This window comes from Halomonas sp. THAF12 (genome assembly GCF_009363675.1).
GTDB classification, from domain to species: domain Bacteria; phylum Pseudomonadota; class Gammaproteobacteria; order Pseudomonadales; family Halomonadaceae; genus Halomonas; species Halomonas smyrnensis.
Genome location: NZ_CP045402.1, coordinates 1 through 23,068, shown reverse-complemented (window position 1 = coordinate 23,068; position 23,068 = coordinate 1). Strand labels below are relative to the sequence as shown.

Annotated in this window: 32 protein-coding genes; 4 read left to right on the top strand and 28 right to left on the bottom strand. The window is 65.9% G+C overall.

From position 1 onward, the window contains the following. Positions 1 to 160: 160 nt before the first annotated feature. From FIU88_RS19085 to FIU88_RS18960, 28 genes are all read right to left on the bottom strand, one after another. Positions 161 to 634, bottom strand: coding sequence for a hypothetical protein (locus FIU88_RS19085; protein WP_152480304.1), 474 nt, complete (start codon positions 632 to 634; stop codon positions 161 to 163). A gap of 313 nt (positions 635 to 947) precedes the next feature. Further along, positions 948 to 1,172: a hypothetical protein gene (locus FIU88_RS19080; protein ID WP_152480303.1), complete on the bottom strand. Its 225-nt coding sequence runs from the start codon at positions 1,170 to 1,172 to the stop codon at positions 948 to 950. A gap of 202 nt (positions 1,173 to 1,374) precedes the next feature. After that, positions 1,375 to 2,265 (bottom strand): hypothetical protein, encoded by an 891-nt coding sequence (locus tag FIU88_RS19075; RefSeq protein WP_152480302.1) that lies wholly within the window; start codon positions 2,263 to 2,265, stop codon positions 1,375 to 1,377. 1 nt (position 2,266) lies between these two features. Then, entirely contained in the window at positions 2,267 to 2,497 is a 231-nt protein-coding gene (locus FIU88_RS19070) for a hypothetical protein (protein WP_152480301.1), read from the bottom strand. A 25-nt stretch (positions 2,498 to 2,522) separates the two neighbouring features. Then, positions 2,523 to 3,143 (bottom strand): hypothetical protein, encoded by a 621-nt coding sequence (locus tag FIU88_RS19065; RefSeq protein ID WP_152480300.1) that lies wholly within the window; start codon positions 3,141 to 3,143, stop codon positions 2,523 to 2,525. 27 nt (positions 3,144 to 3,170) lie between these two features. Further along, on the bottom strand, positions 3,171 to 3,527 hold the full coding sequence (locus tag FIU88_RS19060; protein WP_152480299.1) for a hypothetical protein: 357 nt from the start codon (positions 3,525 to 3,527) through the stop codon (positions 3,171 to 3,173). Next, a complete protein-coding gene (locus FIU88_RS19270) occupies positions 3,520 to 3,681 on the bottom strand; it encodes a hypothetical protein (RefSeq protein WP_172977773.1) in 162 nt (53 codons plus the stop codon). The genes FIU88_RS19060 and FIU88_RS19270 overlap by 8 nt, the downstream gene beginning before the upstream one ends. Further along, positions 3,678 to 4,724, bottom strand: coding sequence for a hypothetical protein (locus FIU88_RS19055; protein WP_152480298.1), 1,047 nt, complete (start codon positions 4,722 to 4,724; stop codon positions 3,678 to 3,680). The genes FIU88_RS19270 and FIU88_RS19055 overlap by 4 nt, the downstream gene beginning before the upstream one ends. Continuing rightward, positions 4,724 to 5,140, bottom strand: a complete 417-nt coding sequence (locus FIU88_RS19050) for a hypothetical protein (protein WP_152480297.1) — start codon at positions 5,138 to 5,140, stop codon at positions 4,724 to 4,726. The genes FIU88_RS19055 and FIU88_RS19050 overlap by 1 nt, the downstream gene beginning before the upstream one ends. Further along, entirely contained in the window at positions 5,133 to 5,453 is a 321-nt protein-coding gene (locus tag FIU88_RS19045) for a hypothetical protein (RefSeq protein ID WP_152480296.1), read from the bottom strand. Before FIU88_RS19045 ends, FIU88_RS19050 begins: the two co-directional genes overlap by 8 nt. A gap of 210 nt (positions 5,454 to 5,663) precedes the next feature. Then, the gene (locus tag FIU88_RS19040) at positions 5,664 to 6,305 is read right to left on the bottom strand and encodes a helix-turn-helix domain-containing protein (RefSeq protein WP_152480295.1); all 642 of its coding nucleotides are present in this window, start codon (positions 6,303 to 6,305) and stop codon (positions 5,664 to 5,666) included. Between the two features lie 157 nt (positions 6,306 to 6,462). Next, positions 6,463 to 7,818 carry a helix-turn-helix domain-containing protein gene (locus tag FIU88_RS19035; RefSeq protein WP_152480294.1) on the bottom strand — a complete coding sequence of 452 codons (1,356 nt, stop codon included), beginning with the start codon at positions 7,816 to 7,818 and terminating at the stop codon, positions 6,463 to 6,465. 255 nt (positions 7,819 to 8,073) lie between these two features. Beyond that, complete coding sequence (locus FIU88_RS19030; protein WP_152480293.1) at positions 8,074 to 8,448, bottom strand: hypothetical protein; 375 nt, start codon at positions 8,446 to 8,448, stop codon at positions 8,074 to 8,076. A 10-nt stretch (positions 8,449 to 8,458) separates the two neighbouring features. Further along, positions 8,459 to 8,689 carry an AlpA family transcriptional regulator gene (locus tag FIU88_RS19025; RefSeq protein ID WP_152480292.1) on the bottom strand — a complete coding sequence of 77 codons (231 nt, stop codon included), beginning with the start codon at positions 8,687 to 8,689 and terminating at the stop codon, positions 8,459 to 8,461. A gap of 334 nt (positions 8,690 to 9,023) precedes the next feature. Further along, complete coding sequence (locus FIU88_RS19020; protein WP_172977772.1) at positions 9,024 to 10,370, bottom strand: site-specific integrase; 1,347 nt, start codon at positions 10,368 to 10,370, stop codon at positions 9,024 to 9,026. Between the two features lie 467 nt (positions 10,371 to 10,837). Then, positions 10,838 to 11,578: a hypothetical protein gene (locus FIU88_RS19015; RefSeq protein ID WP_152480290.1), complete on the bottom strand. Its 741-nt coding sequence runs from the start codon at positions 11,576 to 11,578 to the stop codon at positions 10,838 to 10,840. A gap of 113 nt (positions 11,579 to 11,691) precedes the next feature. Further along, positions 11,692 to 12,480, bottom strand: a complete 789-nt coding sequence (locus FIU88_RS19010) for a hypothetical protein (protein WP_152480289.1) — start codon at positions 12,478 to 12,480, stop codon at positions 11,692 to 11,694. Between the two features lie 160 nt (positions 12,481 to 12,640). Beyond that, positions 12,641 to 13,123 carry a hypothetical protein gene (locus FIU88_RS19005; protein ID WP_152480288.1) on the bottom strand — a complete coding sequence of 161 codons (483 nt, stop codon included), beginning with the start codon at positions 13,121 to 13,123 and terminating at the stop codon, positions 12,641 to 12,643. A 93-nt stretch (positions 13,124 to 13,216) separates the two neighbouring features. Continuing rightward, entirely contained in the window at positions 13,217 to 13,660 is a 444-nt protein-coding gene (locus FIU88_RS19000) for an AlpA family transcriptional regulator (RefSeq protein ID WP_152480287.1), read from the bottom strand. Next, the gene (locus FIU88_RS19265) at positions 13,660 to 13,803 is read right to left on the bottom strand and encodes a hypothetical protein (RefSeq protein WP_172977771.1); all 144 of its coding nucleotides are present in this window, start codon (positions 13,801 to 13,803) and stop codon (positions 13,660 to 13,662) included. Before FIU88_RS19265 ends, FIU88_RS19000 begins: the two co-directional genes overlap by 1 nt. Next, positions 13,800 to 13,982 (bottom strand): hypothetical protein, encoded by a 183-nt coding sequence (locus FIU88_RS18995; protein ID WP_152480286.1) that lies wholly within the window; start codon positions 13,980 to 13,982, stop codon positions 13,800 to 13,802. Before FIU88_RS18995 ends, FIU88_RS19265 begins: the two co-directional genes overlap by 4 nt. Before the next feature lie 72 nt (positions 13,983 to 14,054). Then, complete coding sequence (locus FIU88_RS18990) at positions 14,055 to 14,288, bottom strand: hypothetical protein (RefSeq protein WP_152480285.1); 234 nt, start codon at positions 14,286 to 14,288, stop codon at positions 14,055 to 14,057. A gap of 109 nt (positions 14,289 to 14,397) precedes the next feature. After that, positions 14,398 to 14,640 (bottom strand): hypothetical protein, encoded by a 243-nt coding sequence (locus FIU88_RS18985; RefSeq protein WP_152480284.1) that lies wholly within the window; start codon positions 14,638 to 14,640, stop codon positions 14,398 to 14,400. A gap of 33 nt (positions 14,641 to 14,673) precedes the next feature. Continuing rightward, positions 14,674 to 15,318, bottom strand: a complete 645-nt coding sequence (locus FIU88_RS18980; RefSeq protein ID WP_152480283.1) for a ParA family protein — start codon at positions 15,316 to 15,318, stop codon at positions 14,674 to 14,676. A 193-nt stretch (positions 15,319 to 15,511) separates the two neighbouring features. Then, the gene (locus FIU88_RS18975) at positions 15,512 to 15,787 is read right to left on the bottom strand and encodes a BrnA antitoxin family protein (RefSeq protein ID WP_152480282.1); all 276 of its coding nucleotides are present in this window, start codon (positions 15,785 to 15,787) and stop codon (positions 15,512 to 15,514) included. Further along, the gene (locus FIU88_RS18970; RefSeq protein ID WP_152480281.1) at positions 15,765 to 16,040 is read right to left on the bottom strand and encodes a BrnT family toxin; all 276 of its coding nucleotides are present in this window, start codon (positions 16,038 to 16,040) and stop codon (positions 15,765 to 15,767) included. The genes FIU88_RS18975 and FIU88_RS18970 overlap by 23 nt, the downstream gene beginning before the upstream one ends. Positions 16,041 to 16,086: 46 nt before the next feature. After that, complete coding sequence (gene mobV / locus FIU88_RS18965; protein WP_172977770.1) at positions 16,087 to 17,481, bottom strand: MobV family relaxase; 1,395 nt, start codon at positions 17,479 to 17,481, stop codon at positions 16,087 to 16,089. Positions 17,482 to 18,241: 760 nt separating this feature from the next. Then, a complete protein-coding gene (locus FIU88_RS18960) occupies positions 18,242 to 19,183 on the bottom strand; it encodes a replication initiation protein (protein WP_216647332.1) in 942 nt (313 codons plus the stop codon). A gap of 1,676 nt (positions 19,184 to 20,859) precedes the next feature. Here FIU88_RS18960 and FIU88_RS18955 point away from each other — a divergent pair. The 4 genes from FIU88_RS18955 (at position 20,860) to FIU88_RS18940 (ending at position 22,950) form a co-directional block, all read left to right on the top strand. Then, positions 20,860 to 21,801 (top strand): integrase domain-containing protein, encoded by a 942-nt coding sequence (locus FIU88_RS18955; protein ID WP_152480278.1) that lies wholly within the window; start codon positions 20,860 to 20,862, stop codon positions 21,799 to 21,801. Continuing rightward, positions 21,798 to 22,070, top strand: a complete 273-nt coding sequence (locus FIU88_RS18950) for a hypothetical protein (protein ID WP_152480277.1) — start codon at positions 21,798 to 21,800, stop codon at positions 22,068 to 22,070. The genes FIU88_RS18955 and FIU88_RS18950 overlap by 4 nt, the downstream gene beginning before the upstream one ends. Positions 22,071 to 22,292: 222 nt before the next feature. After that, entirely contained in the window at positions 22,293 to 22,637 is a 345-nt protein-coding gene (locus FIU88_RS18945) for a type II toxin-antitoxin system RelE/ParE family toxin (RefSeq protein WP_152480276.1), read from the top strand. A gap of 10 nt (positions 22,638 to 22,647) precedes the next feature. Then, positions 22,648 to 22,950 (top strand): helix-turn-helix transcriptional regulator, encoded by a 303-nt coding sequence (locus FIU88_RS18940; RefSeq protein ID WP_152480275.1) that lies wholly within the window; start codon positions 22,648 to 22,650, stop codon positions 22,948 to 22,950. The last annotated feature ends 118 nt before the right edge of the window (positions 22,951 to 23,068 follow it).

The window sequence follows — 23,068 nt, the reverse complement described above, 5'->3', positions numbered from 1 at the left end:
CCCGCCTCGCCTGCGAGTTACTCCCATCTGAGGCACGCCCAGACGGCCTGAATGCGGGATAATCTCGACTCGCGTAAGTTGTTGATTTTTCTAGACCATGAAAATCAAGATAAGCCGCGTAATCTTGATTTTTGTGCATCGCACCATTTCCGCTTTCGGGCTATGAGAAGCCCGGGTGGACCACCCGACCACCGCGCCGACGATTGAAGCGCGGATTGGGCTTCTTACCGGCGGTGTATTGGCACGACGGGCACACATATCGGTATTCCGTCTCCGTCAGCACCGACAAGCGGCCGTCTTCCTGGCACGGATGGCAGATCGCATGGGGCGGCCGGTCATCGGTGACGCACTCATCCCTTAGGGGCAGGATGTAGCCGCCCATCGGCGTCTTCTCCATGCGGTAATCATCGAATCGGGCCTTGTTGTCGAGCTCTCCCCTCAGGCGCTCGACCTCCTCGAGGAGCGACTGGTACTCGGCTTGGGTGTCAGCCAGCTTGGAGTGCACCTCTGCCAACTGCTCCATGACTCCGATAACGGCAGCATGTGCCTGGTGCTGGTCGCTGACATCCTTGGCCGACCTGGCCATATCGAGCGCTGCCTTGGTGCTGCTGATGAGCGCGGCGAAGTCGATCATCGCTCCCTCCCTGGTGGTTTCCGGGCAGTTCACACCAGGGGGCCCGCGCTGTCCAGACACGACCAGGGCGGCCGTCACAAGCAGCACGGCGGCCACCACTCGGCCAGGCGCTGGACGATATCCAGCATCACGGTCAGCAGCTCCAGGAAGAGGCGGGCAAGCTCAAGGCGTTCACGCATGGGGTAGGCCTCACGTTCGTTGGTGGGCCTCCCATGGTCGTGTCACGACATGGCGCCGGCGACAAGCGCGCGTTGTAAAACCGGCCTCCCACAACACGCCGTCAGGCTGTGAGCTCCGGAGCCGTTAGAACCTCTCATGCATCCCTCTCGGCCAGCTCCTGTATCACTGCCGTCGGCGACTTCCCATCCGACAGCATCTCCCTCGCTTCCACCTTCAGCTGTTCCGCCAGCTGGGTCTGGTACGCGCGCGCCCTGGCATAAGCGATCTGATTGATGGCCTTCTTGATCGGCCTCGGCAGGGGCTTTCCGAGGGCATCGGCGTCGATCTCGCCCATCAGGGTTTCCGTGGTTTTCGGCATTGAAATTCTCCGTGCGTCATGTGGGTTGCATAAGGGTGAAATGCCCCGCCCCGCATAAGGGTCAAGCCGGCGTCCTGCTTCTGCCTCGCCATCCCCCGCCAATAGTCGCTTCGGCAGCGAAGTCTATGGTTTCCGACGCGGGTTATCCGGCGGTTTTCGGAAACCTCGAAAACCACCGCCGAAAACCTCACGAGAAACCACCTCAATAACTCGGCAAACCCTGCACATTCCCGTACAGGCCGCCGTGGTTCACGTTGAAGCCGTTGGGCGGCTGCGCACCCTCCCAGCCAGCTCCATCCCACGCCGTCAGGGTGGCGAACGTCACCGGCAGCTGAAGTTGCACAAAGCGCCCAGCGCTGTCGGACGGGGAGTTGAGCGGTACACCGATGCTCTCGATCACCAGCGGGGCGAACGTCCTCTGCTTGTACTTGACCGCCAGCAGGGCCGGCGCCGTTGAGGGGAGCGCGGCCTCGACCAGGCTCGTCGCCGTTTTGTTGTCGCTTCCCGCCCACTCCATCGCCGCGGTCAGCAGCGTCCCCTCGGGAGCCAGGTATCTCGGCATTGCCCAGTCCATCAGCAGGTTGAGGGCATCCTCGACCTCCGCTTGAGGATCTCGCCAGGCACGCAGCATGAGCGTCACGTCCAACTTGATGGGCGCCATGCCGGTGAACACCTGCGTGCTGTTGAGCTTGGTGATCCCCGTGCGCCCGCGCGCATGCTCGGCGGCAGCGGCTGTCTGGTCCGCCCAGCCCCCACCAGGCGTAGACTCATCGAACTTCTTCCGCTCATCGCTGGACAGCACGCCACGGACGTTCTCGATGATGGGTTGGACCATGCCAGACTGCAGCATTGCGCTGAGGCTGGGTGTCAGTGAGCCAGCGCCACTATTCTCGAATGGCGACTGCCAGTTGAAGGTCATCTCCAGGTTCGCGTCGTCGACGAACGGACAGCGCAGAATCGGGGCAACGTCGCTCACCGGATCGCCGTGATGATCCACCTCGTAGATCGAGGCAATCAGGTTGGGGTTGAGCCCGTCCCACAGCGAGCCGACCTCTCTCATCGGCGCTGCGGCGGTCACCACCATGGTGTCCATATCAGCCCTCCTCTCGTGCGGCCGCCTTGGCAGCCTCTAACAGGGCCTGCGCATCCCGGGCACGCACCGCCACCGCCTTGAGCGCCTGTTCTGGAGTACCGAACCGCTCCAGGTCGACCCGATAGCGCACGGCGGCCGGCATGGTGGCCAGCTCAGCCAGCGCCTCGTCCACGGCCTGACAGGCGGAGGCGTGGAGCTCAGACGGCAGCGGCGTCACGTTGTTGTCAGCCATCGTTCTCTCCCGTCGGCGGGGCCGCTTACGCGGCCTCCTCCTCGTCATCGTGGGCGGTGTCGGCCAGGTAGAGCTCCACTCGAGCCACGTAGCTGGTCAGCTGATCCTGGTTGCGCTCGATCTCGCCCGGGATCTCGGTCAGCTCCTGCTCCAGAGCCTCGATGTCGGACACGGTCGGTTTCGCCTGGCGATGCGCCATCTGGCGCGGCAGCCCGGCCTCCACCAGATCGCCGATGGCCTTCTCGCGGGCAGTGCGGGCGCGCTCGATGAGTCCGTTGCCACGGTAATCGCCCTCCAGGGCCTGTTTGCGCTCGCGCAGCTGGCGGCCACGGGTGATCAGACGGGTGGTGACGGGGTTCAGCATCTCTTTCAGCTCGCGGCGGTCCTGCTCGGCATCTGAGCCGGCCACGGTGGCCTCATGAAGGCGCTGGGCCAGCGCGTCGACCTCGAACTGGACGGCACGCACAGCGTCCGAGGAGCTGCCGTGCTCAGCGACGGCGGCAGTGAATCGGCCCTGGGCACGGACATTGCTCAGGTCACGGCGCAGGCGGTCGGCCTGGCGGGTCAGTCCCAGCCACTCCGTGAACTCGGGCGAGTTGAGGGCGTCGAGGCGGCGGGCCTGATCGATCAGGTTGGTGTCGGTCATGGATCTCTCTCCTTCGGATTGCGGGTCTTACTCGTGGATCAGGCGGCGCAGGACGCCCTGATTCTTCGGCCGGTGACGGCCGCCCATGGCGCCGGCGGAGTCCTCGAGGGTGCTGACGAGGGCGAGCGCGCGATCGGGCGTCAGCGGATTGCCCAGCGCCGTGAGGCGCAGCTCGTCCATCAGGCCGGCGAGGCTGTGGTCGATGTGGCCCGTGGTGCCGAGGCGCTGGCGGGTCACGTTCAGCGCCTCGCGCACGACACAGGCCTCGCGGCGGCTCATCTCGACGCCGTGGCGCAGCTGTTCCAGCACCTGGTCGGCATCGTCGATGACGGTGATCGGGTCGAGGTCGGGATGGATCATCTGGATCGGCGTGGCATCAGCCATGGCGGTTCTCCTTGGCGGTCTTCTTGGCGTCGAGCGCGCGCCACAGGCGGCGTAGGCCACGCAGGCGCAGGAACGCGGCACGGTCGCCGCTCATGGCCTGGCGGTGGAGCCGCTCCTCGAGGCGGTCGCGCTGTAGTGGGTCGCGGGGCGTCATGACTGGTCCTTGGCGGCGGCGGCCAGCAGCTTGGCGGCCTGGTCGGGCGAGATGCCCAGATCCCGGGCGGCGGCCAGCAGTTTGTCGCGGGCGCCGGCATTGCCTCCCAGCGCGGCAGCGGCGCGGCTTCCCTTCGCTGTGCGCTTGGGCTGGGTGGTGGTGGCAGAAGCCGCCTTCGCGGCCTTGCGCAGGGCGCGCCGGGAGCGGTCGAAATCGCGGTCGCCGGTTTCTTGGGCGTTGGCCGCCATGGGGCGGCTATCTTGCTTTTGGGCCTGACGGTCGGCGGACTTCTGCGACGTGCGCTGAACCGCGGTGCCGCCGCCGCGAGCTTTCTCGATGGCCCGGGCGAGGAACATCTGGACGGCGCTGCCGCCCTCGATCTCGGACATGACGCGCAGCACGTGCTTACAGGCCACGCCTGACAAGTCGGGGTTAGTGATTTTCGGGTAGCCGGTCTCCGGGCGGCCGGCGTTGTAGCGCCCGATGGTGGCGATGTACCGACGCCGGTAGCGGTGGTGCTCGCATGTGCAGTCGAAGCGGATGCTGCCCCGGGCCAGCTCCCGCGCGGCCTTGCGCGGACTCAGGCTGCCGTTGGCGACCAGGCCCTCGAAATCGACGAACTCGACGATCACCTGGTGCCGAGCGTGCTTGCTCTGCGGGCTCGAGCTCGTCATGAATCGGGTCTCGAGGGCCCCACCCTTCACCTGGCGAGACGAGGCAGGCACCGCGGAGGGAATCTCCGTGCGAGCGCGCTTCCGGTCTTTGCTCAGGCTCAAGTCGACGACCTGGCGCACCGTGATGCCGCCCTTGAAACGACGGCCGGCGGTGCGCGCGTTCTGCCGGAATGCGGCCAAGTCCTCGTTGGTGATCGGCCGCGCCTCGCCGCCGAGCGTGGTTTCCATCATCCGCCCGGCGTCGTAGTCGCCCCGAACCTCGCTCGGATCCAGGATGTTCGCTGCCGCGCGCCGCTGCCGGGCGTCCTCGCCGAACCGGGAGCGAAGCTCCTGCGAGCTGCCTTTGACGCTGCCGATCGAGGTGGCCATCAGCCGTAAATCCCTGCCAGGACGTCCTCCAGGCTATCGCCAGCGCTCTCCAGAGCGTTCACCAGCAGGAAGGCCCTCCCTGGGCTCAGAGCATCGCCCAGAGCCACATTGCGCAGCTCCTCGAGAACGGAGTCGATGCAGTGGTTGGCGTGGCTCACTGCCTGATCCCGGCGCTCGCCGTCGAATGCTTCGACGCTGGCCGCCATAGCCTCGTGCTGAGTCATCGGCGCCGGTGATTCGGCGGGGACCGGATGCAGCATTCCGATAGCGAGCTCTACGGCCGCGTGGGCTCGATGTTTGGCGCTCTCGGTCAACTCACCGCCGTTCATCGAAGCGACGAGTTCCTCGGCGGCTTGCTCCATGGATTCACGCAGTTCGGTCTCGACGGCGGCGCACTCGTGATTGGGGTTAGGCATGGGCTTGGGCTCCTTGGGTAACGGGCTGGGCGCCCGGCGTGCGAGTGGCATCCTTCAGGGCGGTTTCCAGCCACTCAGTGAGGTCGGAAAGGCGATAGCGAACGGTCGTGTCCAGCTGGAGGTAGGGAGGAGCGGGGCGACCCAGCATGCGGCCGGTGCTGCGCGCATTGGCGAGCAGTGATAGGGACACGCTGAGGATGTCGGCGGCCTCACTGGGGCGCAGCAGTATCAAGGAGGGCTCTATGCCGTAGGCGGCGTTGATGATCGCCTCCCGCCTGGCCTTCCGGGCCTCAGCCTCACTGGTTGTCGTCATGGGCAATTCCTCGTCGCCTGAATGATCGAAATGATCGTTATGACGACAATGACCCACGCGGAGAGGGCCCCGACGGCCAGTTTTCCGCATCCGGAAAAGGAAGGGGCCAGAAACACGAAGCCCCGCACGAAGGCGGGGCTGGGGGCAGGTTGGAGTGGTGGTCTCGGCGACGAGTCGCAGACCCGGGCGGGGTCTACCACTGGGCAGTGGTCAGGCGGCGGCAATCTCGAGGTCGAGCAACGTCTCCGGTGCAGCATCGATCACCTGGCGGTCGACGTAGACGCTGGAGCGGCGGCTGAGCACACCGACTGAGGAGCGCAGAGAATCGATGGTGCTGACCAAGCGAGCACCGGCCCGGAGGTCTTCCCACTCGTCGGGGTTCAGCTCGGCCACGCGCTCCAGGGCGATCTGGACAGCATCAATCCCGGCGTCGACCTCGGCAGCGAGCTCGCGGAACTCGGCGAGATGGGCATCACGAACGACCAGGTCCTCGACGTGCCGCTCTCTCTCCCGACACGCACGCTGGTGAGACAGCCAGGCCATCTCCTTCCAGGTCGGACCCGGCTCGTCGGGCTCGGACTCTTCAGTGAGGCCCAGCAGGAAATCGGCTTTGACGCAGCAGACGACGGCGATCCGCTGGAGCATCCAGGGCGCGGCACCACCTTCGATATCGGTACCGGACTCTACGCGGGTCAGGACATCGCGACCGATGCCAACGGCGCGGCAAAGGTCAGCCTGGTTGAGACCAGCGAGCTGCCGGGCTTCTCGGACCCGGGCGCCGACCGCACGGTTGTAAGCAACGACATCTGCGGTCGTCGGTGATGAAGCATCGGAGGAAGTCGGGGCAGGCATGGCGTCTCCAAGTCAGTCGCGATCGATGACGATGGTAGACGCGCGCGCGTGAGCCCAAGTGCGGATTATCCGCACCCCCAGTAATACGCACGGACCCTGAACGCCCTCGCCTATCCCCTGTCAGGCTACGCCACAAGTAATACGCACGGACCTGTTATCACCCTTTCAGTAGTCTTGCCACCAAGGGTTGGGAGACGCCCAGCTCCTTTGCAATGGCTCGCTGTGACAGGCCTTCGTCTCGCATCTTCAGTGCTACCTGGCGGCGCTGTTCTGTGGAAGAGGCCATGTTCTTGAGATACTCCCCTCGATCGACGGCCCCTGCCTTGCGACGACGCTCTCGCTCACGCTCGGCGTGCCTCCGGGCAGCCTCAGCTTTGCTGATGATCGTCTTGAGCTTCCGTTCCTCCTCGACGGTGATCTGAAATGTGTCGATGAGGGTCTGGTTGCGGGGCGTGTAGAGCGGGCTGTATGTCTGGCCGTTGAATTCGACCGTCTCGCCGCGAGCGTGCGCCTTCGCCTTGGCGAACTGCGTACTCAGATCGCAGTCGTGATACGACCAGCCCGGGGCCAGCTCAGCGGCGAGCGTCCTGGCTTCGTAGTGCAGATGGTTGGCTTTGATCGGCTCGGCCAGGGCCATGAAGTTCAGGCACCAGTGTAGAAACAGCATCCGCTGCCCCTCGATGCTGTCGGCGCGCATCTCGGCCAGCTTACGGAGGTCCTCGAGTCGATCCCACGCGAGGGTGCGCTGTGAGAGCTTGCGGAGGCCGTACTTGCCGCCCCTGACCATCTGGAAGGGGTTGCCCTTGGGGTTGGCCTTCTCGCGCTGCTGGAGCGTCTCCCTGAGCTCTTCCCGGGGCATATCGACCAGCTCGTCAAACAGGCTGTCGAAATCGTGCCGCACCGGCTCACCGGCGACGGGATCCCGGTCGAGCCAGACAACGCGGCAGTTCTCGCCCGTGCGCGTGTTCACCGTGCCCTCGAGGCGCAGCACGCGGCTGGCATCCTTGGCATTGGCGTCGGCGCCGAGATGGGCGAACCGCTCGACCAGGTTGCGCTGGGCCAGATTCCAGCGGGGCAGGGCCTGGCGTGGTACCGGGTTCTGCAGCAGCCATTTCAGGTGGTAGCCGCGGCCGCTGAACACGATCAGGCTGGGCGCCGGGATGCCTTCATCCTTACACGCCATCAGCAGCCGCATCGCCCACTGGTCGGAATCCAGGTGGTGGCCATCGACGGGATCGATGTCGAGAAACATCAGCCCGATGCGCGTCAGATTGAGCACGCGCCTGTTGGGCTTTTTGAACTCGCCCTGACTGATGTAGGTGTCACGATCGCGCGGCGCTGCGGCGGTGACGTCAGGCAGGTAGCTCAGCGGGTAGGAGCTCTGTCGCAGCCGGCCACCGTCGGGTCGCTGTCGCGACAGGACGGAGAACCACCCCCAGCGCTGGGCGTCGTGGTAGTGCTGCGGCTCTGTGATGAGGTCTAGCTGTGCTGGGACGGGGCTGGTCGCGCTCATGTGCGCACCCCATGCCCACGGCAGGTGTCATCCCCCGCCAGTTGGGTTATACTGGGCATACAGATTCACGCCCTCCGCGGCGTCTGTAGCCCCGGTTTCCTCGTCGCCCGCCAAAGCTCAGAGGATTCCGGGGTTTCGCTTTTCTAGGGCCTCTCCCGGCCCGACTCTCACCATTGTGACACATTTCGACGTCGCGATTGGGCTGCCCGGGCGAACCCAGCGAAAAAATCGCCGGCAGGCAGCCACTTCCCTGATTCAGGCGCACGCGTCCTCAACGTCAGCCCGGCTGATTCCGCGGCGTCCCGCCCGGTAGATCGCCAGCATGATCTCGGCCTTTTCGACGCTCCCCGCCGCCAGGCGATAGTCCTGATACAGCGCTCGGCCGCCGTGGCGATGCACATGCGGGTGATCGCGCTGGACGAACTCCAGGCCCTTCTCACGCAGCTCGGCGACCGAGCTGTGCCAGCAGGTGTCTCCGTGGTCACGCAGCGCGTCCAGGGCGCACACATAGCGCTGCTCGTGGTACGCCTCGAGCAGCAAACCCAAGGCCATCTCGATCTTCAGCGGCGGGCGCACGCGGGCGTCGTCCTGTTCGGCAGCGGACAGGACTCGATCCATTGAAACGGTCATGACGCACCCCCTAGCTCTGGGCGGCGCGGCACTCGACCGCGTTATGCTCGACCCACTCCAGCAGGTCGCGGCGGCGATAGCGCACCTTGCGACCCAGCTTTACCCACTGCGGCGCTTCATGGCCCAGCAACGTCCCGCGCGAACGGGAGTTCCTGAGGGTGGCGGCCGAGACGCCAATCAGGCGGGCCGCGTCGCCGTCCGGCAGGTACTCGGGGGTGATCTGCGATGCTGCATTCTGCATAGGTTCCGTCTCCGGCTGTGCCGGCGACGACAGCGCTGGTATCCTGTTGCGGCTAGGCTCAGCGCCTGGCCCGGGATGGTTCGCTATCTCGCCGGCTTTCGTCGGTGACACGCCTGGCAGGGCGTGCCGGCTCTCAGTTGAGGAACACCCGGGCCGGACGTGTTGACGCACTCCGGCCCTTCCTTTGCCCTCTCGATGTGCTCGGCTTGTCTCTAGAGCACGCCTAGACGTTACCTGGCTGCCTCATGGTCGATTCGGCCGTTTTTCCGGGTTCGTGCGCACAAAAAAGCCGCCTCGATGGGCGGCTCTCGGTATTGCGGTGTGACAGGTGGGATCAGGCAGTGGCGTCGCGCCGGAACGGCACCACCGCGGCGCCGGGATCGCTGGCCACGTGGTCGCGCACCAGAGCGCCCCAGCGGGCAACCAGGGCGCGTTGCTCGTCGTGATACCGCTGCCGCTGATAGACGGCCTCCAGGGCGTTGGCCGGGGCATGGCCCAGCAGGCGCTCGATGACATGCGGCGGCGCGGCCAGATGCTCGCCCCATAGCGTCGCGCAGGTGCGGCGCAGGTCGTGGACGGTGAACGGCTTGGCTTGGCCGAGAGTGGCCAGCGCGCCCCCGCCCTTGCCCTGTCGGTCCGGCTGCCGCTGAAGACGCTGGACGGCACGGCTCAGGCTCGCCGGCGTCAACGCCTTGTCGCCGGTCCCGGCACGGAATACCGGCCCTGAGGCGGCGCCGATGGCGGCCAGCCGGGCGCGCAGCAGCGCCACCGCCTCCTCGCACAAGTAGACCACCCTTCCCTCCTTCGTCTTCGTGCGCTCAGCCGGCAGCCGCCACTCTCCCCGGTCGAGATCCAGCTCCTCGACGGCCATGCCGGCGACCTCGGCGCGGCGTGCCCCGGTCAGGATCAGCAGCCGAATGGCGTCGACGGTGGCCGTCGACAGACGCCCGGCGTCCAGGGCGACCCACACCTCGCGCAGCTCCTCGAGGCTCAACGCCACGTCACGTGCCCGGCCTGGCTTGCCGCCATAGGTGGCCGGCCGCATGCCGCTGGCCGGGTTTTCGGCAACCCAGCCCTGGCCGTGCCCCCACTCTAGGGCGCTGCGCAGCGTCGACAGCGTGGCGCGGGCCTGTACCGCCGAGCGCTCGGCGGCGCGGGTCAGCTCCGGGGCGATATGCTGTCGCGTCAGCTGGTCGACCGGCACGCCGTCGAGGCGCGACAGGTAGGCCTGCCAGCGCTGGCGATGGGCGGCCTGAGTCGACGTGGCCAGCTCGTCCATGCGCTCCAGGTGAGCCAGCCAGCGGCGCATCAGCTCGCCGAACAGTGGGACCACCTCACTGGCGGCCATCAAGTGGCGGGGGTCGTGGCCACGCGCGGCCGCGGCGACATGCTCACGATGACGCTCCCGGGCGGCGTCGAGGTTCCATGCCGGCCAGGCGCCTATCTGGACGTCGACGCGACGACCAGGGCGGCGGCGCAATGGCTCACCGGGTACCGCCGGCGGCAGGTGGCCGGCAGCGATCGTCAGCCGCGACAGCCACGCACGGTGGCCACTGGGGTAGATCACCAGCATCAGGCCCGGGGCCGGCGCGCCGGTGTCGGGCACGCGGTAGGGGCGATCCTTGGCGGGAAGGGTCTCGACGCGACGCGGAGTGAGGCGCGGGCTTTGGCTGGTTCGCATGATGCCCTCGTTGTCGTGGTGGCTCTGGGGCGGCCGATGGAGGCCATGGGTGAGGCGGCGCCAATGGTGTTCACGCTCTTGGGAGAAGTGTGAACACATTCGTGAATAACCCTTTAAATGTGGCGCTATCAACCGATCACTTGATTAGCTTACCACTTCCACCACCCCGGCAGCGTGAAATTTCGAGCGCACAGTCGGAAAAGTGGCGTTCGGCGAGTCGGGGAGGCTCGCTATCGTGAATCTGCCCATCCGGGAGGTCTCTCCTTCCTCACGTCGCCGGGTGGGCGTTTCATCCTTGGAAGCAAAGAGGGCAGACGCTGCGGCGCCTGCCCTCTCTTCGTTCATGGTGGGAAAACACGCCCGACTAGGCCTTGGGCGCGGGGTATCGTGAGGATGCTCCTTGGTGAAGGGGCACCCTTGGTGGGATGGGGGAGTCGCTTCGGCGGCTCCCCCTTCTCATTTCCTGGCTACTCGCCGGACAGGCGCCGGTGGGCTGCCTCCTCCTGGAGATGCTCCTGGCGCAATTCCTCCGCCCTATTCAGCACCTCGACAGGCTCACGCATCTCATGACAGCTGCGCTGGAGCATGTCGTCCTGTCCCGGGCACTGGAACCACAACCACTCATCGTCGAACTGGTACCGGACCCGGTAGCCGTCGGCACTCTCGACGTGGATCGCCTCGAGCTCCTGGTCATACCGATACTGCCAATCCCCCAGCCGCTGGTTGTGCCAATCCGACTGACGCGCCTCGATCCGGCCCAGCAGGCTGCCTACGGCGCGCCGCGCATTCTCGTTATCGCCCTCGCGGAGCATGTCGCGCACCGCCTCGAGGTCGGTATGGGCATCACGCAACAGATCCCGATCCAGCTGTGGGCTGGTCTTCATCGTCGGCATGGCGCGCTCCATCGCGTCGTTGTCCTTGGGTGGTTCCTCGCCGGTCTCGGCACAGCCCGCCGCGTCATCCCACAGGTCGCGAAACTCCTGACATGCCAGCCACGTCAGGCGGGCACGATTCGCGTGATCGTCATCCAGCTCGCTCGGCGACCACCTGTCAGCGGCAGACAATTCTGCTCGAACGACACCAGGCGCCAGAGCATTCAGTTGGCCGGACAGGCAGTCGGCCAGCTCCGCGACCAGGGCGTGACCCTCGATGGCCGAGCCCCCGGGGACCGTGTGCGCCACCTGCTCGACCAGCTCCATCGGCATCATGGACAGCTCGGCGCCATGATCTCCGTACCAGGCCCCGACCTCGCCGGCATCAGCATCAACGTCCCACCTGGCTCGACAATCAGCACGCATCGGATTCTCCTCCGCTTCACCGCTCAGTCGTTCTCGATGTTCGCGCGGAACATCAGGGCACGGGCCTGCGCCTCTTCCACGTCGATCACCGCCTCGGCGCCGGCGTCGCATAGCTCGCCGATATGGCGACTGACGATCACCGGCGACTCGCTGCGCTCTGGATCGTCCGACAGCAGCACCTCGTCATGGCGCATCATCAGCCATGCCAGGGCCGCTTTCTGTGGATCCGCGACACGCCCCGTCTTCACCAGGGCCACGAACTCGGCAGCCTCCCGGGGCAGCCAGGCGCAGGTTGCCTCTGTGGGACCATAACGCCCGAACTCGGCGGCCAGCCGCTCATCGTCGGCAGCGAGGGCTGGCTCCGGCGATGGCCGCGGCGCCATCACCTCTCCCAGGGCGTCACGCAGCACTGTCGCCAGCGACGGATAGCCGCCGGCCTCGCGCAGTATCTCGCCGGCCTCGTCGACTATCTCCCAAGTGTAGGCGCCCAGCTCGGGCTCCCTGACAACTACCGACCCGCCCTGCTCGAGCGGGAACTCGTGGATCACGCCAGGTGTCGCCACGATGCGCAGATTGACGGCCAGCCGGTGGCCGGCGTGCCAGCCGCTGTTCCAGGCGTCGCACTCGGCCGTGCCACGCTCATAGCGACAGGCCGTCTCCCGGTTGCGCTCCGGCGTCGGTGTGGGCTTGCCCGCAAGGCACCAGGCCAGGGCATAGCACCGGCCCTCATGGAACGCCTCGCTGTGTCTGCCCCGACCATCAGCCAGCATGCGCTCGGCTTCGTCGAAGTGGCGTTGCTCGATCATTGTCATCGGCCCTTCCCCTCTGTCTGGCGAAATCCCGCGGCTCGAATGCTATCCGCGGCTCGCAGCATGTCCCGCAGCGCTCGCTTGGAGCGCAGGGGGCGGGATTCCGCCCTTTGGCGGTAGGCCTCCAGAGGCGCGACGGGCAGACGCTCAGCCTTCATCGTGGTCATGCCCCCACCTCCTCGGCACCGCTCGCCTTCGGCGTCAGCTTCGGGTTCAGGGCCATGCGCTCGACGAGCGGCAGCACGCTGGACGCCATTTCCATGGGGTAGCAGTCGTACGGCAGCATGTCGTCATCGCCCGGCCGGCGAAACAGAACGGAGGTGGTGCCCAGCACGTAGTTGGCCTCATAGGCAGGCCGGTTGCCGGCCCTGACCTTGCTGGACGCTTTCACCACGCCGGCCTGCTCCGCCAGATTCCAGCGGGACGCCAGTTCTTCGTCCCACAACTCCTGACGCTCCTCGAGACGCTCCACCAAGCCGGACAGGATGCCGTGGGCCGCCTCGATCGCGGCCCGGTCATGGGCGTGGAGCCGGTCCACCCCGTCGCGGGTGATGACGGCCTCCAGCAGCAGAGCCGCACGGTTGGCGTCCCTCTCGGATTCGCAGACGATCAGCTGATCATCGTTGCCCAATTGCTCAAGACGCATGACGGCGCTCCATGACTCGTTTGTCGAACTCCACCAGCCCCGGCGTCACCAGGGCCAGCACGGTAACCACACTCAGCAGCTCAATCAGGGGAATCATGCCTCGATGTCCTCCGCTGCCTCCAGGCGACACATCGCCTGCTGCCGCATCCAGGCCTCTACCTCGGCTTCGACCCAGCGAATCATGCGAGCCCGACCGGCGGCCCGGCTCAGCACGACCGGCTTGGGGAAAGTCGGGTCGTTCTCGCGGCGGCGCTGAAGCGTAGTGCTGGGCAGGCCTGTCTTGGCGATGACGTCCTGCGTGGTCAGGAACACCAGTTCGTCCTGGTCGCCCCACGCCTGCTCCGTGGCCACCTCGCCGACAATGGGGCCGCTGTCGAGCCGCAACGCCCGAGACATGGGCAGTCCTGCCTTGCGGTCGCATTCATCAGCCAGTGTGCGAAGCAGGTTGGCCAGCTCGAACCCCGGCGACTCCTCGACGCTCGCGCGCTGCTCAGGATCCGCGATCAGGCTGCTGTCGAATATGATCGTGGTTTTCATCAGGCCGCCCTCTGGATGCGAGTTTCAGTGGATTCCCGGCGCTTCAGCGTCTGCTCGGCCGTCGGCCCGCCGGCCAACTCAAGCCGCAGAGCGTCATAGGCGTCGTCGAGGCGTTCCTGGGCTTCACGTGACAGGCGTTTCATTGGGCGGCCTCCATGCTGGCGTTGGCGGTCTCGACGCGGGCCAGCCTGGTGGCCAGCTCCATGACGGGGGCGGTGACGGGCTCGGCGCTGTACGGGGTCAGGACCTCGACCAGGGCGGCCAGCTGTCGGCGGGTCAGGGTTCCCACGCGCACACGGCGGGGCTTATCATGTACATGCATTGCGCTTCCTCCCAAGGTTTGGCGCGGTGTCATGGCTCCGGACGGCTCCACCCGTCGCGGGGCCTTTTTCGTTCAGCCCTCTAGGGCTTCGAACGGCTTCAAGACTCCTTCCTCTCTTGCAAACTTCTCCAGGTCCTCGATGCCGTGATCGGCGATCGTGCCTTGCTCCATATTGACGACATGCCAGGTGCCAAGCTCTTGCTGAGCACTCGGCGGTGTCTTATGGACCTTCCTTCCGTCCTTCTTCAGCCGGCGATTCAGCCTGGCCATCAGGGCGCGCTCGGTAACCGGCTTCTTCAGTGTCATGGGGTGGGCGTCTCGCCGTGCTGTTGTCATGGCTTCACCATAGCGCGATTTTGTGAAATCGTCAAAACGTGATTTTGTGATTTTTTGAAAACGAGCGATTCGGCACACTTCAGGCCCCGCCCTTGCGCTCCATGTACTCGTTCACGGCCGTCTCGAACACCTCAACCATGCTCATGTCGTGTGTCGCAGCGAACGTCTTCAGGCGCTTCTTGAACTCGGGATCTACCCGGAAGTTACAGGGCACCGTGGCGCCGGCCTCAGGCTTACTGGTGTGGTTGCCCACCACGTGGGCGGTCTGCGTCGGCTGCGGGGGAAGCCCCTTGCTGCCAGGCTTCTTGCTGGGTGCGGCCATGTCGGCGACTCCTTGCGTTAAAGCGTTATTTCGTTAATTCGTCACAGATTCTAGGCGGTCGATGATGGCCTGAATCAGGCGATCCGCCTGCTCACGCGGCCCCTTGTACGGGGTCTCCACCACGGACAGGCCGCCGTCCTGTGCACGACGAAGGGCGGTCTTCTCCGGTATCTGCGAGTCGAGCACGTGGTAGGGAGTCGCCTCCAGGTAGGCGCGGGCCTCCTCGAGCTCGCGAGGGCTGTCGCCGACTCGGCTCAGCGCAATGGCGATGCGCTCCACCGGCACGCCGTGCTCGCTGACCAGGGTGTTGGCCAGGATCACCGTGGGCTCTAGGTCATCCAGGGACAGGCCCGACGGCAACACCAACAGGTGCGATTTCTGTCCGATCTCGGCGGTCGCTCGCGTCGCGTGCGGGGCACCGTCCAACACCATGAGGTCATAGGCGTCGGCAATTTTCAGGGCCTGCCCCACGGTGCCGAATGTCTCGACGGCCACCACGGGCTCAACACCTCGGCCCAACCGGCGCTGAAGCCAGGTGAAGCTGGTGGACTGGTTGATGTCGAGGTCGCCGATCTTCACGTTCCAGTCGGCGGCGGCGTAGGTCGTGGCAATGGCCCGGGCCACAGTGGACTTGCCCACCCCGCCCTTCTGGCTCACCACGCCGATGATGTAGCCCATGGCGTCTGTCCCTCCTTGCGTTATTGCGTTAATTCGTCAAAGCGTTACGAGTGGGGCCGCTCTATGTCAGGAAAGCGCCACCCGATGGGATGTCCCTGACAGTATAACGCAATAACGAAATAACGCTTTAACGCAAAAAAGAAAGCCGCCTCGATGGGCGGCTTCCTCGCAGGTTCGGGGCTGAGCTGAAAGGTCAGCCGTGCCCGTGGCCATGCTCGCGAATGTACTGCTTCAAGGCCTGGTCGATGCGGCGTTGCCAGCCTTCGCCTTCCTCCTTGAAGTGCTCGATCACCTCTTGGGAGAGGCGAATCGAGGTCTTCACCTTCGTCGGCGCGTGCTGCTTGCCACGCTGGCCGATGGTGCGCTGAAGGTTGGCGGGCAGAACCTCCGACATGGGACGCATACGCTTCACGTCGGCGTCGGTGAGCTCGCGGACCTCGCCGTCCTTATCCGTGAGTCGCGTTTTCATAGCGGCGTACCTCCCGTGGGTTGGCCTTCCTCAGGCTGATGACTCGGATCCCGTCCTCGATCGGCGTGAAACACACTACATGGACGCGCTGACCGATCTTCCCCATGGCGATGAAGCGACGCTCCGGGTACTCGAAACGGTTGTCTTCCGAGAACACCGCCCCTTCCCAGTCGAAGCGCTCGACCTCCGTGAAGGGGAGGCCTCTCTCGCGCTCGTTCCTGGCGCTCTTGTTGGGATCGAAGTCGATGATCATGGATTTAATTGTATGGACAAAAAGAAAGGAAGGGAAGTTCCTTCGCTCAGCGCTCGAACGGCGAGCGTGACGACATGCCCGGCCAGGGCTTCGCCGGGGTCGCCTCGCGGGCAGGGCCACTCTCCGGCGCCTTGGGAGCCTCCCCCTCGATCAGGGCGCGCCCCTTCGGCGTCAGGGTGCCGTCCACCTCGAACAGGCCGCTCTCTGCCCAGGCGCCCAGCGTCGCCTCCAGGTCATCGCGCTTCACTGCCAAGCGCCACGCACGCACGCGCTCGCCGCTCTCCAGCCGGGCCAGGGCCTCGGGGGTCAGGCGAAGCAGCCGGGCAGCTCGCTCGTCCTCGAGGCGCTGACGCTCCTTGCGCTCCGCTTCCTGCCGTTGGGCCTCCTCACGCTTGCGAGCCTCTTCGGCCTCACGACGTTGCCGGCGGCACTTCCGGGCGAACCCCTCGATCTTGGCGACTTCCTCCGCGGACAAGCCGCCTGCCAGAGCCGTCAGGCGCTCCCGAGTCTGCCGGTGGGCTTCACGCTCCTTCTCCAGGGCGGCCTCCGTGCGCCGAGCTGTCTCTTCCATCTCGTCCGCGCGGCGGCGATCAAGGTCGGCCGTCGCCGCCCTGGCCACCGTAGGTGCGTAGTGCTCAACCACGAAGTTCGTCACCCGGGCGGCGTGCTCTTCGGGGCTCTCACGGCCCCACAGCAGCCCCTGGCGGGTCAGGTCGTCAGGCGACAGGCTCAGGTTCTCGGCCAGGCCACGGGCCAACGCTTGGTGATACGCCTTGGTGGTGACATGTGTCGCCGCGGAGTGGCGAAGTCCCCGGCGCAAACCATGCGGGGTGGCCACCTCCTCGGCGAACCTCGTCTGGAGCTCGCGAAGCTGGTCACGGCGGCCCATGAAGTGCGTCGCGCTCAACGCCGTGCGAGCCGGCACGTCGAAGGTCTTCGGGCCCCGGACCCACTCGCCACCTTGCTTCCCCAGGATGACGTTGCGCGTGCGCGTGGTCGCCGGGTAGTCCACCAGTGGCACCGCGTAGACCACCAGGTGGGGCGTGCGCTCATCGAGCTGGACGTTCACCCCGACGATGTTCTCGGCACCGTGGCGAGCCTCCAGGAAGGCTAGGGCGTCGCTGAAGTAGCGTCTCCACTCCACGGGGCCTCCCTGCTCGGCGAACACCTCATGAGGGCCCGTCACCACGTATTCGATGGCCCGCACCGAGTCAGCGGCCACGTTGTCGGCGAAGGCCAGGCGCCCACGGATCGCGGCACGCAGCTGGTCAGGGCCCGACGCCGGCCGCCAGTCTTCGTTGAGGTGCGTCCGCTCCGGGTCGGCGTGTGGTACCGACATCGTGCGCCAGGTATGAGCGGCACTGCCCCCCAGCTTGTGGCGGTTGAGCTTCGTCGCGCGGATGACGGCGTTGTTGCGGGTGGTCTTCGTGCGAGCTGCCATGATGGCCCTCCGTGTCGTGGTCGAGATCCAGAGGGCCGGCATGTCCGCCGCCCTCGCATCTCTATAAGGGGTCCAACACGGTGTGTTTGCGGCTCGGCAGCGAAAAAATTGGTGGTTTCCAACCAGCGACCAGGGATCACATCGGCTGTGACCCCCTACGGATGGGCAGCACGGCGGGAGGCAGGCACTACGGCGGTTCTGCACCAGGAGGGGAAGGCCCTATGGCCTTTCAGGCAGAGGGTAGGACGCCACTACGGGCGGTCTGTCGCCAGCTGAAGAGCCCTATGGTCGATCAGCGAGCCAGACTGAAGCCCCGTAACTCACTCTGGGCGTTCTGCAGAATGGTGGGGGGACCCTCGGATTTATTTCCGACCCTGCCGGAATCCGGTATCGGGCGCCGACGTCCCGCGCACCTGACGGCAGCAGGTGTACGCACGTCGGCATACCCTGTCCGGGGTGGCAGGCCGACATCAGGGCGCACTTCACGATCACGTCTGGCGGCACGTTCACGTCACAACGCGCGGAGCGTGCCAGCCTCGCAGAGCAGGACACCCGCGGCGCACCGACAGCCACTCGTGGCGTAGGGGTACGCCGCACATCCTGCCATTCGCCCGCGCCGCAATCTGTGGCATTTCGGTTCATTTTGCTGCATTCCGAAGGGGCGCGCTTGGTGCCCTACACCCTCTAGGTCCAGTGCTTCTACCAGCCCAACCCCCACCCTACGGGTGCCCTATCTGATATAGGCTATTGACTCACCCTGTCAGCCTGACCGCTTCAACCAGCGACTCACCGTCTTCTGAGGCACTCCAACCAGGTTGGCCACTTCCCGCTGCGACTTGCCCTGGCCGACGAGCTCGAGCACGCGCGGCATCAGCTCCTCACGACGCTTGGCACCCTTGGCCTTGCCACCCTTGCGGCCCCGCTTGGCTTGAATCTCGGGTGTGTGCGTGCGCTCCACGAAGTCCCTGAAGGTCTCCGGGCTGAACCGCTTCCACGTCCACTTGGCCACGCTCCGGGCGATGCCTTCGACTTCCTTGGCCGGCAGCGGCGTCGTGAATGCGCCCTGGATGTCGCCGGCCACCTCGACCAGGTGCGCCTTGAAGCGCTCTTCGCCGCCCGGCCCCCAGAAGTCGCGCACGGCCCGGTAGGCGTGATGCCTCAGCCGCTCGAAGGTCTCGCAGTTGCGCCCCAGACCGGCGATCTCGTCATTCGCGGCCTTCTCGAAGGGGATCAGCGTCAGCTCGTCGGCCAGCTCGCCCAGGGCGTAGGCATCGGCCCACTGGTGGACGCGCCAATGGGCGTGAAGCGGATTCTTGACCAGGGTGCGGGCATAGCCGCGGTCAGCCTGTAGCGCGGCTCTCAGGCTGCGCTCGACGGTCTCGGCATAGCGCAGCGGTCCCAGCCGGGCGGCATTGGTGCGCGCCACGGGGACGGTCAGGGCATACAGCAGGTGCGCATGGCCGTTCTCGGGGTTCTGGCAGGTCAGGGTGGGCGCCGGCACGCGGCGGTCTTCCCAGTCCAGCACGGCCTCGGGGCGGTCGACATCGAACATCAGCCACCGGACCATGCCGGCGGTGTTGGGCTCGATAAGGCGATAGCCCAGCGCTTTGCTCCGGATGCGGATCCGGTTGTCGACGGCCGGATCGTTCGCGCAGCGTGGGCGCGCCGGCAGCGTTTCGGCGAAATGGCTCACGGCCTCCATTGCCGTTGGCTCCTCAAATCGTTGAGCCGCCCGGCTGCCGCCGCTATCATGGACGAAGCGGTGACGCACAAGCGGCATCGTGGTGATGGCTAGACGGCTGAACGGCCCTCAAAGCGATCACGTTGTTGATATGCCCCACCAGCCAAGGCGGGGAATCCAACGCGGCGAGCTGCCCTCCCTCAGGGCGCCGCGTTGCGAGACATGCGGGCTTCTCAGCCCCACTCCAGACCCTCGGTGTTGCCAGCACCGGGGGTCTTTCGCTTTCGGGCTCCGGCGTGCCAGCGCCAAGAACCCGACTCGAATCAGTCTACTACCGCTGTTGGTGCCTTCGGAACCATCGTTACAGGGGTGGGTGCTCGTGGGTCTTCATGGGCAATGACATTGCCGATTCGCCCCAAAGGCGCCGCACAAGGCGCTATGAGCTGCGCACCTCTCAAACCGACCATTGGCCTACCCCATCCCCTTATCGGCGCTCACGCAGCCACAGGGGCGCGAGACGAGGCGCTCGCATTGCTATTCATCAATGCTTCCTGCCCTTTCAACCCTTGCTACCCCTCAATACTTGCTTGTGGGGGATAAGCCGGCGCCGGCTCATCCGGCGACGGCACGGCCGGGCCCGGATAATCCGTTCACGGTGGACTTCACAGCGCCTCGAGACCGCGATAGCCTGACCATGCTGATGTCGCCGATGGCGACCGGGGATGCCGGCCTCGTTACCAATTCGGACTATGCAGTCTCGCCCACGGGCGACGGGGTAGCTGGCCCCGAAACTCCGCACAGCATTTTCTCCTCGGCCCTCGTGCCCTGCTGAACCGGGCTTCGTGCCCTGCTCCGCTTCCGGCGGATGACCTGAACCGCCTTCGCTCGCGCCTGCCTGCGTCGGCACTATGCCCAAGGTGCGCCCTCTCAACGGCACCCTGTCGCATCTGAACCCGACCTCGAGCCTCCCCGCCGCCATCCCCAAGGCGGATGATCCCCTGCGGCCATGCCGCACGCTTCGCCCTGCCAGGCGAATGACCTCCTCCAGTCGTGGGCCCTGCCCGCTGCTGGATGACCTCCCCGGCCCATCGCGGCCGTGATCCAAGACGGCCCGCTCCGCCGCTGGCGTGGTGTGCGTGTTCGCTGGAGTGCTTCCGGGCGCGTCACAGGCAATTCACCGCCGACGCCCGGGCGCTCTTCGCGACCCGCACGCCGCCCAGCCAAGGGCGCCGCCGTCCTGCCCATGCGTCTCTGTCGCGTCAGCACAGAGACGCATGGGCCTACCACCCCGGGAGCCCGCTATTCACGGGCCTCTCGGCTTCACGCTCGCCGGACGAAAACCGGCGAACTGACTTCCCCATGAATACCAGCGGCGCAACGCCGCATGACCTGAAACGCCGTCCCTGTGCCAGCAGGACACGGCGACGTGACGACGATCTCGGGCGGCCCTTCGCAAGGGCCGGGCCCTTGGCCTACGCCGGAGCTGGCAGCGCCTGACGCTGCCGGCGCGCGCATCCCCCGCGCCATAGCACCCGATGAGATCCCGTCACCACACACGCGATACCAGTCCGCCGATCTGCCGCCGGCGTGAAACAAGCGGCTACCCCAAGGCTTGCGCGTGCCTCAACGCAGCGAATCACTTACCGCCAACGGCGGGGGATGGGGTCGACCAGGAGCACCAGGAACAGGAGGAGGGCATGGCCAAGGCCAACAACTTCGGCTTGCGAACACGGGATCTCGCCAAGGCGGGGACCTTCGCCGCCAACCGCGCGGCCCGGGAGGGCGTCGCCTCGTATGCGTCTGCGGCGGCGCTGGGCGACCGCTGGCAGGCGTTCGCCGCCTATGCCAGGCAAGAGGGCATCCGGCGCATGGAACACGTCACAGCGCAGCACGTGGCCGCCTATGGCCAAGGTATCGCCGAGCGCGTCGCCGCTGGCGAGCTGTCGGCCAGCTACGGGCAGAACCTCGTGTCGGCGGTGAATAGCGTCATGCGGCTGGCCAGCCAGGGACGGTGGCAGAGCGTCAGCCCCACCAAGGACTGCGGCATCGAGAAGCGCTCGAATGTGCGGCAGGAAGCGCCCCAGGGCGTCGAGCGCGGCACCGTGGCCACCGTCGCCGACACCCTGCGCACCAGCGGGAATGAACGCGGCGCCGCGGTGGTGGAGCTGGCCCGGGAGTTGGGCCTGCGCAGCAAAGAGGCCTCACTGATCGACGCTCGAGCAGCACTGAGGCAGGCCCAGCAGGCTGACCAGGTCACGATCACCAGCGGCACCAAGGGCGGCCGGGAGCGCACGGTCCCTGTCACGACACAACAGCAAGTCGCGGCCCTGACCAGGGCCGACGATGCCCAAGGCGGGGCCCGGAGCCTTGTTCCACCGGAACAGAACTGGCGGGAATGGCGAGAGGGCGGCCTACGCGATGCCCGAGAGGCGCTCCAAGCCGCGGGCATCGGGCGCCTTCACGAGCTGCGGGCCGCCTACGCCGCCGAGCGGTGCCAGCAGCTCACCGGTCACCAGCCGCCGATGCTGGGCGGCCAGGCCAGCCGGGAAGCGGATCGAGCGGCACGCCTGGCGATCGCCAAGGAGTTGGGTCACAGCCGCGTGGCGATCATGACGGCCTACATCGGGAGGGCAGCATGAGGCTACCGGCAGAGGTCCGGCACCGGCTCAACCTCCACGCCCGCAAGGGCGGCAAGGCTGCCAGGCGCCGGCAGGTGAAGCGCGCGGAGGCCTTCGCGACCTGGTGCGGCTGCGATCCCCGTCAGATCGGCAAGGCGCACATCTACGCCTACTTCAGAGCCCAAGGCTTCGCGCCTACCACCGCCCGCGACCACTGGTATGCAGTGCGGCTGCTTTGGCAGGCGACGGGCAGGCCTGGCGATCCGCCCAAGCCACCACAGGTGCCGTGAGGCGCTCATTTGCCCATATGAGTAAATGAGTATTTGAAGCAATGAAGTCTTGATGGCGGCCAGACGCAGAGGCGCCCCACCGTTGCCGGCAGGGTTCTGGACGGAACAGGCCCCCGCTGCTGCGTGGGCGAGCGGGATCGATGCGCCCGGGACCATTAAGGGCTTTACAATAGGCCAAGACCTATATAGGATATAACCTATAAACAGAAAAAGAGGTAGCCGATGTGGTCGATAGAACAAACCGAGACATTTGAAGACTGGTATTACTCGCTGGATGACGTTGATCGCGAGAACGTCCTGGCATCGATGCTGTTACTCCAGGAGAAGGGGCCGATGTTGTCACGCCCGCATGCTGACACCGTGAACGGCTCCCGGTATCCCAACATGAAAGAGTTGCGGATCCAGAGCCAGGGCAAGCCCTTCAGGGCCTTTTTCGCGTTTGATCCCAACCGAACCGGCCTGCTGCTTTGCGCCGGGGACAAGGGTGGGAATGAGAAACGCTTTTATGATGAGATGATTCCAATAGCTGATCGGGAATACGCCGCGCACCTGGAATCACTGAAGTGAGGTGAAAACGATGGCACGCAAACTGGAACAGCTTCTGGCCAACGAGAAACCGGAAGTCGTTGCGGCTGCGAAAGCGAAAGCCGACGAGATGCTGCTGGAACTGCGACTCTCGGAGGTCCGCCGTCTCGTAGAGATGACTCAGGCTCAGATGGCAGACGCTATGGGCGTCAGGCAACCGACTGTCGCCGGCATGGAGAAGGGCGGGCAAGATCTTCGCCTGAGCTCGATCAAACGCTACGTTGAGGCAGTAGGCGGCCGAGTCCGTCTGGATGTCGAGCTACCTGACGGTAGCCACCATGGCTTCCCGGTCTGAAGCCAGCGCCAGGGCGGGCGAAGCGTCCGCCCCTCTCTGATTACGTCAGACTCCTCGCGGGTCCTGGCTCAGGTGGCCACCGCCTCTACTTCCTCAAATCATCATTTTAATAAGTAGA

Bases quoted from the DNA above. Each gene is read 5' to 3' on its own strand.
- FIU88_RS19085 (WP_152480304.1), bottom strand. From the start codon at position 634: ATGATCGACTTCGCCGCGCTCATCAGCAGCACCAAGGCAGCGCTCGAT.
- FIU88_RS19080 (WP_152480303.1), bottom strand. From the start codon at position 1,172: ATGCCGAAAACCACGGAAACCCTGATGGGCGAGATCGACGCCGATGCC.
- FIU88_RS19075 (WP_152480302.1), bottom strand. From the start codon at position 2,265: ATGGACACCATGGTGGTGACCGCCGCAGCGCCGATGAGAGAGGTCGGC.
- FIU88_RS19070 (WP_152480301.1), bottom strand. From the start codon at position 2,497: ATGGCTGACAACAACGTGACGCCGCTGCCGTCTGAGCTCCACGCCTCC.
- FIU88_RS19065 (WP_152480300.1), bottom strand. From the start codon at position 3,143: ATGACCGACACCAACCTGATCGATCAGGCCCGCCGCCTCGACGCCCTC.
- FIU88_RS19060 (WP_152480299.1), bottom strand. From the start codon at position 3,527: ATGGCTGATGCCACGCCGATCCAGATGATCCATCCCGACCTCGACCCG.
- FIU88_RS19270 (WP_172977773.1), bottom strand. From the start codon at position 3,681: ATGACGCCCCGCGACCCACTACAGCGCGACCGCCTCGAGGAGCGGCTC.
- FIU88_RS19055 (WP_152480298.1), bottom strand. From the start codon at position 4,724: ATGGCCACCTCGATCGGCAGCGTCAAAGGCAGCTCGCAGGAGCTTCGC.
- FIU88_RS19050 (WP_152480297.1), bottom strand. From the start codon at position 5,140: ATGCCTAACCCCAATCACGAGTGCGCCGCCGTCGAGACCGAACTGCGT.
- FIU88_RS19045 (WP_152480296.1), bottom strand. From the start codon at position 5,453: ATGACGACAACCAGTGAGGCTGAGGCCCGGAAGGCCAGGCGGGAGGCG.
- FIU88_RS19040 (WP_152480295.1), bottom strand. From the start codon at position 6,305: ATGCCTGCCCCGACTTCCTCCGATGCTTCATCACCGACGACCGCAGAT.
- FIU88_RS19035 (WP_152480294.1), bottom strand. From the start codon at position 7,818: ATGAGCGCGACCAGCCCCGTCCCAGCACAGCTAGACCTCATCACAGAG.
- FIU88_RS19030 (WP_152480293.1), bottom strand. From the start codon at position 8,448: ATGACCGTTTCAATGGATCGAGTCCTGTCCGCTGCCGAACAGGACGAC.
- FIU88_RS19025 (WP_152480292.1), bottom strand. From the start codon at position 8,689: ATGCAGAATGCAGCATCGCAGATCACCCCCGAGTACCTGCCGGACGGC.
- FIU88_RS19020 (WP_172977772.1), bottom strand. From the start codon at position 10,370: ATGCGAACCAGCCAAAGCCCGCGCCTCACTCCGCGTCGCGTCGAGACC.
- FIU88_RS19015 (WP_152480290.1), bottom strand. From the start codon at position 11,578: ATGATGCCGATGGAGCTGGTCGAGCAGGTGGCGCACACGGTCCCCGGG.
- FIU88_RS19010 (WP_152480289.1), bottom strand. From the start codon at position 12,480: ATGACAATGATCGAGCAACGCCACTTCGACGAAGCCGAGCGCATGCTG.
- FIU88_RS19005 (WP_152480288.1), bottom strand. From the start codon at position 13,123: ATGCGTCTTGAGCAATTGGGCAACGATGATCAGCTGATCGTCTGCGAA.
- FIU88_RS19000 (WP_152480287.1), bottom strand. From the start codon at position 13,660: ATGAAAACCACGATCATATTCGACAGCAGCCTGATCGCGGATCCTGAG.
- FIU88_RS19265 (WP_172977771.1), bottom strand. From the start codon at position 13,803: ATGAAACGCCTGTCACGTGAAGCCCAGGAACGCCTCGACGACGCCTAT.
- FIU88_RS18995 (WP_152480286.1), bottom strand. From the start codon at position 13,982: ATGCATGTACATGATAAGCCCCGCCGTGTGCGCGTGGGAACCCTGACC.
- FIU88_RS18990 (WP_152480285.1), bottom strand. From the start codon at position 14,288: ATGACACTGAAGAAGCCGGTTACCGAGCGCGCCCTGATGGCCAGGCTG.
- FIU88_RS18985 (WP_152480284.1), bottom strand. From the start codon at position 14,640: ATGGCCGCACCCAGCAAGAAGCCTGGCAGCAAGGGGCTTCCCCCGCAG.
- FIU88_RS18980 (WP_152480283.1), bottom strand. From the start codon at position 15,318: ATGGGCTACATCATCGGCGTGGTGAGCCAGAAGGGCGGGGTGGGCAAG.
- FIU88_RS18975 (WP_152480282.1), bottom strand. From the start codon at position 15,787: ATGAAAACGCGACTCACGGATAAGGACGGCGAGGTCCGCGAGCTCACC.
- FIU88_RS18970 (WP_152480281.1), bottom strand. From the start codon at position 16,040: ATGATCATCGACTTCGATCCCAACAAGAGCGCCAGGAACGAGCGCGAG.
- mobV (WP_172977770.1), bottom strand. From the start codon at position 17,481: ATGGCAGCTCGCACGAAGACCACCCGCAACAACGCCGTCATCCGCGCG.
- FIU88_RS18960 (WP_216647332.1), bottom strand. From the start codon at position 19,183: ATGGAGGCCGTGAGCCATTTCGCCGAAACGCTGCCGGCGCGCCCACGC.
- FIU88_RS18955 (WP_152480278.1), top strand. From the start codon at position 20,860: ATGGCCAAGGCCAACAACTTCGGCTTGCGAACACGGGATCTCGCCAAG.
- FIU88_RS18950 (WP_152480277.1), top strand. From the start codon at position 21,798: ATGAGGCTACCGGCAGAGGTCCGGCACCGGCTCAACCTCCACGCCCGC.
- FIU88_RS18945 (WP_152480276.1), top strand. From the start codon at position 22,293: ATGTGGTCGATAGAACAAACCGAGACATTTGAAGACTGGTATTACTCG.
- FIU88_RS18940 (WP_152480275.1), top strand. From the start codon at position 22,648: ATGGCACGCAAACTGGAACAGCTTCTGGCCAACGAGAAACCGGAAGTC.